Below are 12,693 nucleotides of genomic sequence, written 5' to 3'. Positions count from 1 at the left end.
CAAACGGGAGAGGTGACCAACCGCGCGGCGCGATTGATCGGCCCCTCACGTCACCGACAGCCCGCATTTCCTCAGCAGCATCTTCGCAAAGCCGAACGGGGCCGGGGTGAACGGGCCGGGCGGAGCGCGGGTGATCAGGGCGATGAAGCCAAGCGCGGCCATCGCCAGCCAGAAGCACAGCCAGAAGCCGTCGATATAGGCGAGGACATTGGCCTCGCGCGCGACGAAGCTCGCGAGCGTGCCGAGCGCGCGCGCCTGCGCCGAACCGGCACCGTGGGCGGCAAAGTGATCGGCGAGTTGCTTCAGCATCCGCACCACGTCGACATCGCCGACCTGGAGGTTCTGGCCGAGATAGAAGGAATGGATCTGCTCGCGAACGCGCAGCCACGTTCCCATCAGCGCCACGCCGATCTCGGCGCCGCCGAGCCGCATGATCTGGATATAGGCGGCAAACGAGGTCGCGCGGCTGGGGTCGGAATTGGACAGTGCGATGATGATGAGCGGCAGCAGCGTCGTCGACTGGCCGACGGCCTGCAGCAGCACGATGCCGATGAAATCCTCGCGCGCCCAGGCATGGGTGAGCTGGGTGCCCCAGAGATTGGCGGCAGCAAAGCAGGCAAAACCGATCACCGTCACGGCGCGCGCATCGAAATGGCGGACCAGCCAGATCGAAACCGGCACCAGCACGAACATTGGCAGCGCGCCGTAGGTGAGCAGCAGCAGCCCGCTCTGCTCCGGCCGGAGCAGGCCGACATTGCCGAGGAAGTTCGGCACCAGCGATGAATTGGAAAGCGACGTCAGCGTGTAGAGCAGGATGGCGACCAGCGACAACCCGATATTGCGGGAGAACAGCACGTTCACATGCGCCCAGGGCTGACGCACCAGCGATTCATTGACGAGGAAGCCTGCGAACAACGCCACGCCGGCAGCGAGTAGCGCTGTCACCGTGCCGTTGCCGAGCCAGTCCAGCCGATTGCCCTGGTCGAGGCCGGCATAGATCATCGAAACGCCCGCACCGAGCAGCAGCATGCCGCCCCAATCGGCCTCGCGCAGCAGCGCGCGATTGACCGGCTCGTTCGGTGTTCCCAGATAGACCATCAGGCCCATCAGTGGCGCGATCACGACGCTCTGCCAGTACAGCCATTGCCAGCCGAGATGATCGACATAGAAGCCGACCAGCGAGGTCGATGAGTCCAGCGCAAAGCCGACGCGGATGGAATAGAGCGCAATCGCCGGCAGCCACCAGCGGATCGGCAGGTTGCGGAACACGATCATCAGCGTCGCCGGCACGAAGGTTCCGAGCAAGAGGCCATGCACGACGCTGAGCGCGATCAGCGTCGGATAGTCGTGCACGAAGGGAACGATCAGCGAGACGACGGCATAGACGAGGCTCGGGATGCCGAGCACGCGGCGCAGGCCGAACACGGTCGCAAGCCACGCGACCGCGGGCGCAATGAGGATCTGCGATCCGATGCCGGCGGTGGAGAGCCATGCGCCCTCGTCGAAGCTGAGGGAGAAGGCGCCACGCAGGTCGGGCAGGCCGACGGTGGTCAGCCGGCTGTCGAAATTGGCGAGGAACGAGCCGAGCAGCACGGCCGCGACGGCAAACAGCGGCTGTGGCGCGATCCCGCCGCGCGAGACTGGGCCGCTGCCGGCATCGTCATTTTCCGCCATTTGCGGCCGCAGTGTTGATGCTGGTGACGACCGACATGCCCGGCACCAGCCGTGCCAGCAAAGGCTGGTTGTCGTCGAACTGGATGCGGACGGGAATACGCTGCACGACCTTCGTGAAGTTGCCGGTCGCATTGTCGGGCGGCAGCAACGCGACCTGCGCGCCGGTCGCGGGCGCAATACGCTCGACCTTGCCGTGGAGCCTCTCGCGCGGGAAACTGTCGACGGTGATCTCGACCGCCTGGCCCGGCGCCACATGCGTGAGCTGGGTCTCCTTGTAGTTCGCGATCACATACACTTTTGGCAGCGGCACCACGTTGATGAGGTTGGTGCCGACATTGACGTAGTCGCCGGGCTGCACCTGGCGCTCACCGACGACGCCGTCGAAGGGCGCCGTGATCTTGGTGTAGCCCAGCTTCAGCTTGGCGCTCGCCAGCGTCGCCTTGGTGGCTTCGAGATCGGCGGCGCGCTGCTTCTTGGTGCCTTGCAGGACCTCGAGCTGATGCTGCTGGGCCGCGATCACCGCACGGCTGGCGCGCACATCGGCCTGCGCTTTGGCAAGGCCGGCGACCGCCTGCTCGAGCCGCTGCCGTGTCCCGGCCTCGGTCTGCGACAGCGATTGCTGGCGCTCCTGCTCCTGCCTGGCCTCGACCTCGAGCGCCTCCGCGGATAACCGAGCGGCCTGCGCCTGCGCGATCGTCGCATATTGCAGCTCGACCTGGTTGGCGAGATTGTCGAGCGCGGCTTGCGCCGCGGCCACGGCCGCCTCGGACTGCGCGACCTGGGCCTCATAGTCGGCCGGATCGATCTGGATCAGGAGGTCGCCGGCCTTGACGCGCTGGAAGTCGGTCACCCCGACGCTCAGCACCTCGCCGGAGACGCGGCTCGCAAGCCGCGTCAGCTCGGCGCGCACATAGGCGTCATTGGTGGTCTGGACCGCAGCATTGCCGACCCATTCGTCGAAGCGCAGCGTCGCCAGCGCTACGAAAGCGAGCGCGACGATCACCGCAAACAGCGGGATCGCAAGCCGGCTCCAGAGCGAGCTCGCCGGCCGCTGCGTCGGCTTGGGTGGCGGAGCCGGCGTGACTGCGGGCGGTGGCGATGGGATTTGTTCCTGCTGACTCACGATAGGCCCCCAAACGCTCCGCTCTCTCATCCACGTCATTTCGGGACGATGCGCAGCATCGTCCCCGGAATGACGGCCAGTCACACAGTCTTCTCCGGCCAACGGCAGAGATCGTTGATCAGGCAGACCTCGCAGCGCGGCTTGCGGGCGAGGCAAGTATAGCGGCCGTGCAGGATCAGCCAATGATGGGCATGCAGCATGAACTCCGCCGGGATCACCTTTTCGAGACCAAGCTCGACGTCGAGCGGCGTCTTGCCGGGCGCAAGCCCGGTGCGATTGCCGACGCGGAACACATGGGTGTCGACCGCCATGGTGTGCTCGCCGAAGGCCATGTTGAGCACGACGTTGGCGGTCTTGCGTCCCGCGCCCGGCAGTGACTCGATCTCGGCCCGCGTGCGCGGCACCTCGCCGCCGAAATCGCTGAGCACCTTGGCCGACAGCGCGATGACGTTCCTGGCCTTGGTGCGATAGAGGCCGATGGTCTTGATGTAGTCGCGCAGGCGTTCTTCGCCGAGATCGAGCATCTTCTGCGGCGTATCGGCGACCTCGAACAATGCACGCGTCGCCTTGTTGACGCCGGCATCGGTCGCCTGTGCCGACAGCACCACGGCCACCAGCAGCGTGAAGGGATTGACGTGCTCGAGCTCGCCCTTTGGCTCGGGATTGGCCGCACGGAAACGGCTGAAGACCTCGTGGATCTCCGCCGGCGTCCAAGGTTTGAAAGAAGTGGGTTTTGTCGCCTTGAGCGATTTCTTGGCGGCGGCCTTCGGCTTCGTGACGGCCGCCTTTGCCTTTTTCTTCGGCACCGGCGCTTTGCGCGGGACCGGCTTGCGGGTGATTTTCGCCATGATCGGGATATACTGAGGGACGATGAGCACAGGCAACGAAATTGCGCGCGACAGCGAGGTGCAGATCTTCTCCGCGCTGCTGACGCCGCATCGCTCGCTGAACCGCACCGGCTTTCTTGCGGTGATGCTGTTCCTGAGCGTCGTCAGCTTCGCCACTGGACTCGTCTTCCTGATGAAAGGCGCCTGGCCGGTGCTTGGCTTTTTCGGCCTCGACGTGCTCGTCGTCTGGTGGGCCTTCAAGGTCAATTTCCGCACCGGGCGGGCGCGCGAGGAGATCACCGTCACGACCTCCGAGCTGCGCGTGCGGCGCATCAGCCATCGCGGCCAGGTCGCCGAATGGACCTTCAACCCGCTCTGGGTCCGCCTCGACATGGAGGTCGACGAGGACTTTGGCATCGAGCATCTCTATCTGATCTCGCGCGGCCACCAGATCCAGATTGCCAGGTTCCTCGGACCTGACGAAAAAGCAAGTTTTTACAAAGGCTTGGTTGAGGCGCTGAACGCCGCCAGGCGAGGCCCGACCTACAACCCGGTGACCTGATTGGCCGGTCGGAAATCGGGTGGTTTCGCTACCCTCCCGCGCCTACATTTCCACTCATGATGACACTCGCAATCCATGACCAGCGCCTGGCCAGGCCGGGCTCCCAGAACGCCGCGCTGCGCGACTATGATTCGGTGCGCCGGGCGATCGCCTTCATCTCGGAGAACTGGCGGACGCAGCCGACCATCGAGGCGATGGCGGATGCGGCCGGCGTCACGCCGGATGAGCTGCACCATCTGTTCCGCCGCTGGGCCTCGATCACGCCGAAGGCCTTTATGCAGGCGCTCACGCTCGATCACGCCAAGGGGCTGCTGCGGGACTCCGCGAGCATCCTCGACGCCGCGCTCGACTCAGGGCTCTCAGGTCCGGGCCGGCTGCACGATCTCTTCGTCACGCACGAAGCCATGTCGCCGGGCGAATGGAAGAACGGCGGCGCCGGACTCACCCTGCGCTACGGCTTCCATCCCTCACCCTTCGGCACCGCGATCGTGATTGCGACCGATCGCGGTCTCTCAGGTCTCGCCTTTGCCGATCCCGGCGAGGAAAAGGCCGCGCTCGCGGACATGACGCGGCGCTGGGCGAACGCGACTTACGTTGAAGATCACGAAGGCACCGCACCGCTTGCAGCGCGCATCTTCGACACAAAACTGTGGCGCCCGGATCAGCCGCTACGCGTCGTCATGATCGGCACCGATTTCGAGGTGCGGGTGTGGGAGACGCTGCTGAAGATCCCGATGGGCCGCGCGGTGTCCTATTCGGACATCGCCTGCAACATCAACAGCCCGAAGGCCTCGCGCGCCGTTGGTGCTGCGGTCGGCAAGAACCCGGTCTCCTTCGTCGTGCCCTGCCACCGCGCACTCGGCAAGAGCGGCACGCTCACCGGCTACCATTGGGGCATCACCCGCAAGCAGGCGATGCTGGGCTGGGAAGCCGGACAGCTTGGGATGCAGTGAATTCTTCTCCCTCTCCCCGCACGCGGGGAGAGGCGAAGAAAATCAACCCGCCAGATCCAGCTTCGACGCCACCGTCGAATCCGCATTGAGGCGGTAGATGATCGGCACCCCCGTCGCGAGCTCGCGCTTCAAAATGCCTTCGGGCGAGAGCTTTTCCAGCACCATGATCAGCGCACGCAGCGAATTGCCGTGGGCGGCGACCAGCGTGCGCTTGCCGTTGAGCACGCCGGGCAGGATCTCCTGCACATAGTACGGCAATGCGCGTGCCAGCGTGTCCTTGAGGCTTTCGCCGCCGGGCGGCGGCACGTCGTAGGAGCGGCGCCAGACATGGACCTGCTCCTCGCCCCATTTCTTGCGCGCGTCATCCTTGTTGAGGCCGGAGAGGTCGCCATAATCGCGCTCGTTCAACGCGAGGTCCTTCGAGGTCGGCAGGCCCGTCTGACCAAGCTCGTCGAGAATGAGGTCGAGCGTGTGCTGCGCGCGTGTGAGCACCGAGGTGTAGGCAACGTCGAACACGAGGCCCTGGGCTTTCAGCTTGCGCCCGGCCTCCTTTGCTTCCTTGACGCCGAGCTCGGTGAGGTCCGGATCCTTCCAGCCGGTGAACAGGTTCTTCAGATTCCATTCGCTCTGGCCGTGGCGCACGAGCACAAGAAGACGTTCGCTCATCAACTGCTTTCCGTGTTGTCTAGATGTCGGATAGGCCGAGCACGTCGGCCATGGAGTAGTGCCCCGGCTTCTTGCCGTGCGCCCATAGCGCCGCCTTCAGCGCGCCGTGTGCGAACAGCATGCGGTCTTCGGCGAGATGCGACAGCGTCAACCGCTCGAACGGGCCGAGAAAGGTGACGCTGTGCTCGCCGGCGACGGTGCCGCCGCGCAAGGAGGCAAAGCCGATCGCGCCCGGCTTGCGCGCGCCGGTGATGCCGTCGCGACCGCGCTCCGAATGCTCGTCGTCCAGCGGGATGCCGCGACCAGCAGCTGCCGCCTGGCCCAGCATCAGCGCGGTGCCGGAGGGCGCGTCGACCTTCATGCGGTGATGGGATTCGACGATCTCGATGTCAAAGCTCTCGTCGAGCGCCTTGGCGACGCGCTTGACCACCGCGGCGAGCAGATTGACGCCCAGGCTCATATTGCCGGATTGCACGACGACGGCACGGTTGGTGACGCTCTTGATGACGGCGTTGTCCGAGGCCGAAAGCCCGGTGGTGCCGATGACATGGACGAGGCCGCGCTCGGCCGCGATCGCGACATTGGCGATGGTCGCCGCCGGCACGGTGAAATCGAGGATGCCGTCGGCGTCCTTCGACATCGCCCAGAGATCGGCGGACACCTTGATCCCATTGGCCGGCAGGCCGGCGAGCACGCCGGCGTCCTTGCCGAGCAGCTCCGAGCCGGGCGCCTCCAGGGCGCCCGCCAGCACCGCGCCTTTGCTCTCGGCAATCGCCCGCACCAGCGCGCGGCCCATCCGGCCGCCGGCTCCGGCTACAATCAAGCGCATATCGGACATGGTATGATCCTCTCACGGCCGTTGTAGCGGCGGGATGCAGTTCCGGCAACCGAGAGGGGACACCTCCGTCATTCCGGGGCGATGCGCAGCATCGAACTATGGTGCGCAGTTGCGCACCTGAGAATCTCGAGATTCCGGGTCTGGTCCTTCGGACCATCCCGGAATGACATTGAGCCTCAGCCGTCCGACGGCTGCGGGCCGTCATAGCCCTCGATGATGATGAGGTCGGCGATCGAGTGCGGCTGGCGCACCTTGATGTTGGCCTGGTATTCCGGCGAGTTGTAGCAGGCGATCGCGGTCTGGTAGTCCGGGAATTCGATCACGACGTTGCGGGTGCGGCTGGCGCCCTCGACCGTGGTGAACTTGCCGGCGCGGACCACGAAGCGGCCACCCCATTTCTTGAAGATCGGACCGTTGGCGACGGCATAGGGCTTGTAGCCCTCGTCACTGCTCACGTCGACGCGCCCGATCCAGTAGCCCTTTGCCATTGTTCTTCTCCTTGTTTGTTCGTTAGCCGAGCGCCTGCGCGATCTCGGCCTGGATTGCGTCTGCCGTTGCCTTGGGGTCGGTGGCTTCCACCACCGGCCGACCGACGACGAGATAGTCCGCGCCTGCGGCAATGGCGCGACCTGGCGTCATGATGCGCTTCTGGTCGCCGGTTGCCGCACCCGCCGGGCGAATGCCGGGCGTGACGAGGTGCATCTGGTGGCCGACGATCTTGCGCAGGCTTGCCGCTTCCTCGGGCGAGGACACCAGCCCGTCGATCCCGAGCACCTGCGCCTGCTGCGCGCGCGCTTCGACGAGTTCGGAGACGCCGAGCCGGTAGCCTGCCGCATGCAGATCGTCCTCGTTGTACGAGGTCAGCACCGTGACGGCGAGGAGCTTCAGTTTCGAGCTGCCGCGACCTTCCACAGCGCCCTTCATGGTCTGCGGATACGCGTGCACGGTGAGGAACGTCGCGCCGAGCCTGGTGATGCTTTCGACGCCCTGCGCCACCGTGTTGCCGATGTCGTGCAGCTTGAGATCGAGAAAGACCTTCTTGCCGCTGTCGGCAAGCTTGGTGACGAGAGGCAATCCGCCGGCGTAAGCGAGCCGATAGCCGATCTTGTAGAAGGTGACGCTTTCGCCAAGCCTTGCGATCATCGCCTCCGCGGCATCGACGCTGGGTAAATCGAGCGCTACGATCAGGCGGTCCTTCGGGGCGATTTTGGCTGGCGTCATGTCACCTCACATCATGCGTTGAGAAATGTCGATCAATTGGCGCACCATCTCCTTCAGCCCGTCGCTGTCGGCCTGGGTCTTGAGCCTGTCCATATCGTCATAGGCCTGGTCGGCAAAGGCCAGCGTGAACTGGCTGGCGATCACGTTGGCGTGGCACGACGTCAGGATCAGCCGCAACGCCTGGAGCGCGCGCGCCGCGCCGAGCCGGCTCTGCGAAGCACCGGCGAGCGCAAAGGCGCGGTTGCGGAACACGTCGCCGCGTGCCTCGTGCGGATCCTGCACGCGGCTGACCCAGTCGATCGCGTTCTTCAGCAGCGGCGGCACCGAAGCGTTGTATTCGGGCGAGACGATCAGCACGCCATGATGCGCACCGATCATGCGCTTGAGATTGATGGCGTGCTTCGGGACGCCGGACTTGGCCTGGAGATCGCCGTCGTAGATCGGCAGCGGGAAATCGGCGAGCGAGATGCGGGTGACGTCAACGCCGGCCTGGGCGAATTCATAGCTGGCGACCGCCGCCAGCTTCACATTGTGCGAGCCGGTGCGCAGCGAGCCGGGAATGACCAGGATCTTCGGGGCTGACATCCTCTTCCATACGTTCGGCGAAACGAGCCCGCCGCGCATAGAAGGAAGCCGGCGGAATTAGTCCTTGCGATACACCCAGACGCGGGCCGGCGGAAGGTTCATCCAGATCCGTTCCGAGGCTTCTGTGGACACGCCGGGCAGCGATTTCGGGATCGGCGGCACCACCGCATAGGTGAACTGGACGAAGGGCGCGCCGGGCGCGAGCGCCGTGAAGGCATCGCGGATCAGCCGCAGCCGCGTCAGCATCGGTTTTGTCACGAGCGGCAGGCCGGAGACGACGGCAGCAGCCGGAGCGCTCAGGACATTCCAGAGCGTGTCGCGGAGGCGATAGGCATCGCCCTGCACAACCTTGGCCTGCGGATAGCGGTCGCGCAAAAGCGCGCAGAAGCCTGGATTGTATTCGACGAGGACGAGGCGCTTCTGGTCGACGCCGCGCTCGACCAGCGCCGAGGTGATGGCCCCCGTGCCGGGCCCGAGCTCGACAACCGGAGCGTCCGAATCGATCTCGACGTAGTGGGCCATGGTCCGGGCCAGCAGCTTGCCCGACGGCATCACCGCGCCCATGTGGAGGGGCTTTTCGATCCACGATCTGAGAAAACGCACCTCGTCATCAAGACGGGGCTTCTTCAACGCACGCGCGGACGACGGCAATGGCATGTCTGGACCGGACGGGACGGGACCGCGTGACCGCGGCGTGTCAGAAAATGGTCATAAAGACGTATAGGCCGAAGGCGATACGGTCAAGCCGGGTCAGCTCGCCCGATTACCGAAGAAATCCTTGACCTTGGCGAAGAAACCCTCGGATTCCGGCTGGGTGTTGCCGGAGGAGAGTTTTTCGAACTCGGCCAGCAACTCCTGCTGCTTCTTGGTGAGGTTCTGCGGAGTCTCGACCACGACCTGGACATACATGTCGCCCATCTGGCGCGAGCGCAGCACCGGCATACCCTTTGATGCAATGCGGAACCGGCGGGCGGACTGGGTTCCGGCGGGGACCTTCACCTTGGCCTTGCCCTTGTCGATGGTCGGCACTTCGAACTCGCCGCCGAGCGCCGCGGTCACCATCGAGATCGGCACGCGGCAATGCAGGTCGGCGCCGTCGCGCTGGAAGAACTGGTGCTGGGCCAGCGACAGGAAGATGTAGAGGTCGCCGGGCGGGCCGCCGCGCACCCCGGCCTCGCCTTCGCCGGCAAGCCGGATCCGGGTGCCGTCCTCGACGCCTTGCGGAATATTGACCGACAGCGTGCGCTCTCGCGTGACGCGGCCCTGGCCCGAGCAGGACGGGCAGGCGTCCTCGATCATCTGGCCGCGGCCCTGGCAACCGGGACAGGTGCGCTCGAGGGTGAAGAAGCCCTGCGACTGTCGCACGCGGCCGGCGCCGCCGCAGTGGGAGCAGGTCTTCGGCTTGGTGCCGGCCTTCGCGCCGATGCCCGAGCAGGCCTCGCAGGTGACCGAGACGGGAATCTCGATCTGCGCGGTCTTGCCGCCAAAGGCCTCTTCGAGGGTGATTTCCATGTTGTAGCGCAGGTCGGCGCCACGCTCGCGGCCGCCGCGGCCGCGCTGCCCGGCCATGCCGAACAGGTCCTCGAAAATGTCGGAGAAAGAAGAGGCGAAGCCCGCGCCGAAACCGGCGCCGCCGCCGGGACCGCCCTGCTCGAAGGCGGCATGGCCGAAGCGGTCATAGGCCGCGCGCTTGTCCTTGTCTTTCAGGACCTCGTAGGCCTCGTTGATTTCCTTGAACTTGACCTCGCTGCTGTCGTCCCCGGGATTGCGGTCAGGATGGAATTTCATCGCCAGCTTGCGGAACGACGATTTCAGCTTGCCCTCGTCGGCCGTGCGTTCGACTTCGAGGGTTTCGTAGTAGCAGCGCTTGGTGGACGTGGACATGTCTGACTCGGTCTATCCGATCGCGATTCAAGTCGGAGCGAAACAACGTCGCCACGCGACGATATAGGCAGCCTTCCGCGTCACGGCAGAGGGCTGCATGGCAGCATTGAGCATAACGGCTGGGAATTGATTGATCGTAACGGGCGCGCCGCCCATCGAGCCCGACACGAAAGCCTCCCCCCGGAAGGGGGAGGCTGTAGAAGCGTGTAGGGTCCAAGCCGTCCGCATCATGACCCTCTTGGGGCTTATGCGGACTTCTTGTTGTTCTTGTCGTCGTCGACTTCGGTGAATTCCGCATCGACGACGTCGTCCTTCGCAGCGTCCTTGGCCGCATCGGCCTCGGCCTGCTGCTTGTACATGGCTTCACCGAGCTTCATCGAGGCCTGGGCCAGCGTGTTGGTCTTGGCCTTGATCGCCTCGGCATCGGTGCCCTTCAGCGCTTCCTTGAGGTCGCTGACGGCGTCCTCGATGGCGCGGCGCTCGGTCTCGGCGACCTTCGAACCGTGCTCGGCCAGCGCCTTCTCGGTGGAGTGCACCAGCGCGTCGGCATGGTTCTTGGCATCGACCGCCTCGCGGCGCTGCTTGTCGGCCGCGGCATTGGCCTCGGCGTCCTTGACCATCTTGTCGATGTCGGCTTCCGACAGACCGCCGGAGGCCTGGATTCGGATCTGCTGCTCCTTCGCAGTCGCCTTGTCCTTGGCCGAGACGTTGACGATGCCGTTGGCGTCGATGTCGAAGGTCACCTCGATCTGCGGCATGCCGCGCGGAGCCGGCGGAATGCCCATCAGGTCGAACTGGCCGAGCATCTTGTTGTCGGCCGCCATTTCACGCTCGCCCTGGAAGACGCGGATGGTGACCGCGTTCTGATTGTCCTCGGCGGTCGAGAACACCTGGCTCTTCTTGGTCGGGATCGTGGTGTTGCGGTCGATGATGCGGGTGAACACGCCGCCCAGCGTCTCGATGCCCAGCGACAGCGGGGTCACGTCGAGCAGCAGCACGTCCTTGACGTCGCCCTGGAGCACGCCGGCCTGGATCGCGGCACCGATCGCCACGACTTCGTCCGGATTGACGCCCTTGTGCGGCTCCTTGCCGAACAGCTGCTTCACGACTTCCTGGACCTTCGGCATGCGCGACATGCCGCCGACCAGAACGACTTCACCGATCTCACCGGCGGTGACGCCGGCATCCTTCAGCGCCTTGCGGCAGGGCTCGACCGTCTTCTGCACGAGGTCGTCGACCAGCGCCTCGAACTTGGCGCGGGTGAGCTTCATCGTCAGATGCTTCGGGCCGGTCTGGTCCGCGGTGATGAAGGGCAGGTTGATCTCGGTCTGCGTCGTCGACGACAGCTCGATCTTGGCCTTTTCAGCGGCTTCCTTCAGGCGCTGCAACGCGAGCTTGTCGTTGCGCAGGTTGATGCCCTGCTCCTTCTGGAATTCATCGGCGAGATAGCCGACGAGGCGCATGTCGAAATCTTCGCCGCCGAGGAAGGTGTCGCCGTTGGTCGACTTCACCTCGAACACGCCGTCGCCGATTTCGAGAATGGAAATATCGAACGTGCCGCCGCCGAGATCGTACACGGCGATCGTGCCGGTCTTGGTCTTGTCCAGACCATAGGCGAGCGCCGCCGCAGTCGGCTCGTTGATGATGCGCAGCACTTCGAGGCCCGCGATCTTGCCGGCGTCCTTGGTGGCCTGGCGCTGGGCGTCGTTGAAGTAGGCGGGAACGGTGATGACCGCCTGGTCGACCTTCTGGCCGAGATGGGCTTCCGCGGTCTCCTTCATCTTCTGCAGGATGAAAGCGGAGACCTGCGAGGGCGAATAGGTCTGGCCGTCGGCCTCGACCCAGGCGTCGCCGTTGGAAGCCTTCACGATCTTGTACGGAACGAGCTTCTTGTCCTTCTCGACCATCGGGTCGTCGTAGCGGCGGCCGATGAGGCGCTTCACTGCGAAGAACGTACGCTCTGGATTGGTCACGGCCTGGCGCTTGGCGGGCTGGCCGACGAGGCGCTCACCGTCGTCCGTCACGGCGACGATCGAAGGCGTCGTGCGCATGCCTTCGGAATTCTCGATAACTTTGGCGTTCTTGCCATCCATCACGGCGACGCACGAATTCGTGGTGCCGAGGTCGATCCCAATGACCTTTCCCATGGTCCTGATATCCTTCTTTTTGCGGCAGGTTGGCTGGGCCCAGAAGGCACCCGAACCGAAACCCCCTAAGATCAAACATCCGCGATATTGCGATGATTGAGGCTCATATAGGAGGGGGGGAGGGGGCCGCAAGGACCGAACGCAAGTTTCGGCCGTGAAAACATTGGGTTTTGGAAGATCCTATCCGGGCTTCACCGTACTTGCGGGTGAGGA

13 protein-coding genes are annotated in these 12,693 nt (G+C 64.9%); 2 read left to right on the top strand and 11 right to left on the bottom strand.

The window, feature by feature from the left end; genetic code table 11:
- Positions 1-45: 45 nt before the first annotated feature.
- From JQ587_RS01465 to nth, 3 genes are all read right to left on the bottom strand, one after another.
- Positions 46-1,674, bottom strand: coding sequence for an MFS transporter (locus JQ587_RS01465; protein WP_212424194.1), 1,629 nt, complete (start codon positions 1,672-1,674; stop codon positions 46-48).
- Entirely contained in the window at positions 1,661-2,797 is a 1,137-nt protein-coding gene (locus JQ587_RS01460) for an HlyD family secretion protein (protein WP_212424193.1), read from the bottom strand. Before JQ587_RS01460 ends, JQ587_RS01465 begins: the two co-directional genes overlap by 14 nt.
- A gap of 80 nt (positions 2,798-2,877) precedes the next feature.
- A complete protein-coding gene (gene nth / locus JQ587_RS01455; protein WP_212424192.1) occupies positions 2,878-3,645 on the bottom strand; it encodes an endonuclease III in 768 nt (255 codons plus the stop codon).
- Between the two features lie 22 nt (positions 3,646-3,667).
- Here nth and JQ587_RS01450 point away from each other — a divergent pair, with 22 nt between their 5' ends.
- Both JQ587_RS01450 and JQ587_RS01445 read left to right on the top strand, forming a co-directional pair.
- The gene (locus JQ587_RS01450; RefSeq protein WP_212424191.1) at positions 3,668-4,186 is read left to right on the top strand and encodes a DUF2244 domain-containing protein; all 519 of its coding nucleotides are present in this window, start codon (positions 3,668-3,670) and stop codon (positions 4,184-4,186) included.
- A gap of 56 nt (positions 4,187-4,242) precedes the next feature.
- Entirely contained in the window at positions 4,243-5,139 is an 897-nt protein-coding gene (locus tag JQ587_RS01445; RefSeq protein ID WP_212301933.1) for a methylated-DNA--[protein]-cysteine S-methyltransferase, read from the top strand.
- Between the two features lie 42 nt (positions 5,140-5,181).
- Here JQ587_RS01445 and JQ587_RS01440 read toward each other — a convergent pair whose 3' ends face one another.
- The 8 genes from JQ587_RS01440 to dnaK form a co-directional block, all read right to left on the bottom strand.
- Entirely contained in the window at positions 5,182-5,805 is a 624-nt protein-coding gene (locus JQ587_RS01440; RefSeq protein ID WP_212301932.1) for a 2,3-bisphosphoglycerate-dependent phosphoglycerate mutase, read from the bottom strand.
- 19 nt (positions 5,806-5,824) lie between these two features.
- Complete coding sequence (dapB, locus tag JQ587_RS01435) at positions 5,825-6,643, bottom strand: 4-hydroxy-tetrahydrodipicolinate reductase (RefSeq protein ID WP_212301931.1); 819 nt, start codon at positions 6,641-6,643, stop codon at positions 5,825-5,827.
- A 176-nt stretch (positions 6,644-6,819) separates the two neighbouring features.
- Positions 6,820-7,131: a DUF1330 domain-containing protein gene (locus tag JQ587_RS01430; RefSeq protein ID WP_212301930.1), complete on the bottom strand. Its 312-nt coding sequence runs from the start codon at positions 7,129-7,131 to the stop codon at positions 6,820-6,822.
- Between the two features lie 22 nt (positions 7,132-7,153).
- On the bottom strand, positions 7,154-7,864 hold the full coding sequence (pyrF, locus tag JQ587_RS01425) for an orotidine-5'-phosphate decarboxylase (RefSeq protein WP_212301929.1): 711 nt from the start codon (positions 7,862-7,864) through the stop codon (positions 7,154-7,156).
- A gap of 6 nt (positions 7,865-7,870) precedes the next feature.
- The gene (locus JQ587_RS01420) at positions 7,871-8,449 is read right to left on the bottom strand and encodes an NADPH-dependent FMN reductase (RefSeq protein ID WP_212301928.1); all 579 of its coding nucleotides are present in this window, start codon (positions 8,447-8,449) and stop codon (positions 7,871-7,873) included.
- Positions 8,450-8,506: 57 nt separating this feature from the next.
- On the bottom strand, positions 8,507-9,106 hold the full coding sequence (locus JQ587_RS01415; RefSeq protein ID WP_212301927.1) for a class I SAM-dependent methyltransferase: 600 nt from the start codon (positions 9,104-9,106) through the stop codon (positions 8,507-8,509).
- 93 nt (positions 9,107-9,199) lie between these two features.
- Positions 9,200-10,333, bottom strand: a complete 1,134-nt coding sequence (gene dnaJ, locus JQ587_RS01410) for a molecular chaperone DnaJ (RefSeq protein WP_212301926.1) — start codon at positions 10,331-10,333, stop codon at positions 9,200-9,202.
- A 245-nt stretch (positions 10,334-10,578) separates the two neighbouring features.
- A complete protein-coding gene (gene dnaK / locus JQ587_RS01405; protein ID WP_212301925.1) occupies positions 10,579-12,480 on the bottom strand; it encodes a molecular chaperone DnaK in 1,902 nt (633 codons plus the stop codon).
- Positions 12,481-12,693 lie beyond the last annotated feature (213 nt).

This window comes from Bradyrhizobium manausense, from assembly GCF_018130615.1.
Classification (GTDB): Bacteria; Pseudomonadota; Alphaproteobacteria; order Rhizobiales; family Xanthobacteraceae; genus Bradyrhizobium; species Bradyrhizobium manausense_A.
This window is presented reverse-complemented; position numbering and strand designations above follow the sequence as displayed.

Excerpts from the sequence above, each read along its gene's own strand:
- pyrF (WP_212301929.1), bottom strand. The coding sequence starts at position 7,864 with ATGACGCCAGCCAAAATCGCCCCGAAGGACCGCCTGATCGTAGCGCTC.
- JQ587_RS01420 (WP_212301928.1), bottom strand. The coding sequence starts at position 8,449 with ATGTCAGCCCCGAAGATCCTGGTCATTCCCGGCTCGCTGCGCACCGGC.
- dapB (WP_212301931.1), bottom strand. The coding sequence starts at position 6,643 with ATGTCCGATATGCGCTTGATTGTAGCCGGAGCCGGCGGCCGGATGGGC.
- JQ587_RS01465 (WP_212424194.1), bottom strand. The coding sequence starts at position 1,674 with ATGGCGGAAAATGACGATGCCGGCAGCGGCCCAGTCTCGCGCGGCGGG.
- JQ587_RS01450 (WP_212424191.1), top strand. The coding sequence starts at position 3,668 with ATGAGCACAGGCAACGAAATTGCGCGCGACAGCGAGGTGCAGATCTTC.
- JQ587_RS01440 (WP_212301932.1), bottom strand. The coding sequence starts at position 5,805 with ATGAGCGAACGTCTTCTTGTGCTCGTGCGCCACGGCCAGAGCGAATGG.
- dnaK (WP_212301925.1), bottom strand. The coding sequence starts at position 12,480 with ATGGGAAAGGTCATTGGGATCGACCTCGGCACCACGAATTCGTGCGTC.
- dnaJ (WP_212301926.1), bottom strand. The coding sequence starts at position 10,333 with ATGTCCACGTCCACCAAGCGCTGCTACTACGAAACCCTCGAAGTCGAA.
- nth (WP_212424192.1), bottom strand. The coding sequence starts at position 3,645 with ATGGCGAAAATCACCCGCAAGCCGGTCCCGCGCAAAGCGCCGGTGCCG.
- JQ587_RS01430 (WP_212301930.1), bottom strand. The coding sequence starts at position 7,131 with ATGGCAAAGGGCTACTGGATCGGGCGCGTCGACGTGAGCAGTGACGAG.
- JQ587_RS01415 (WP_212301927.1), bottom strand. The coding sequence starts at position 9,106 with ATGCCATTGCCGTCGTCCGCGCGTGCGTTGAAGAAGCCCCGTCTTGAT.
- JQ587_RS01445 (WP_212301933.1), top strand. The coding sequence starts at position 4,243 with ATGATGACACTCGCAATCCATGACCAGCGCCTGGCCAGGCCGGGCTCC.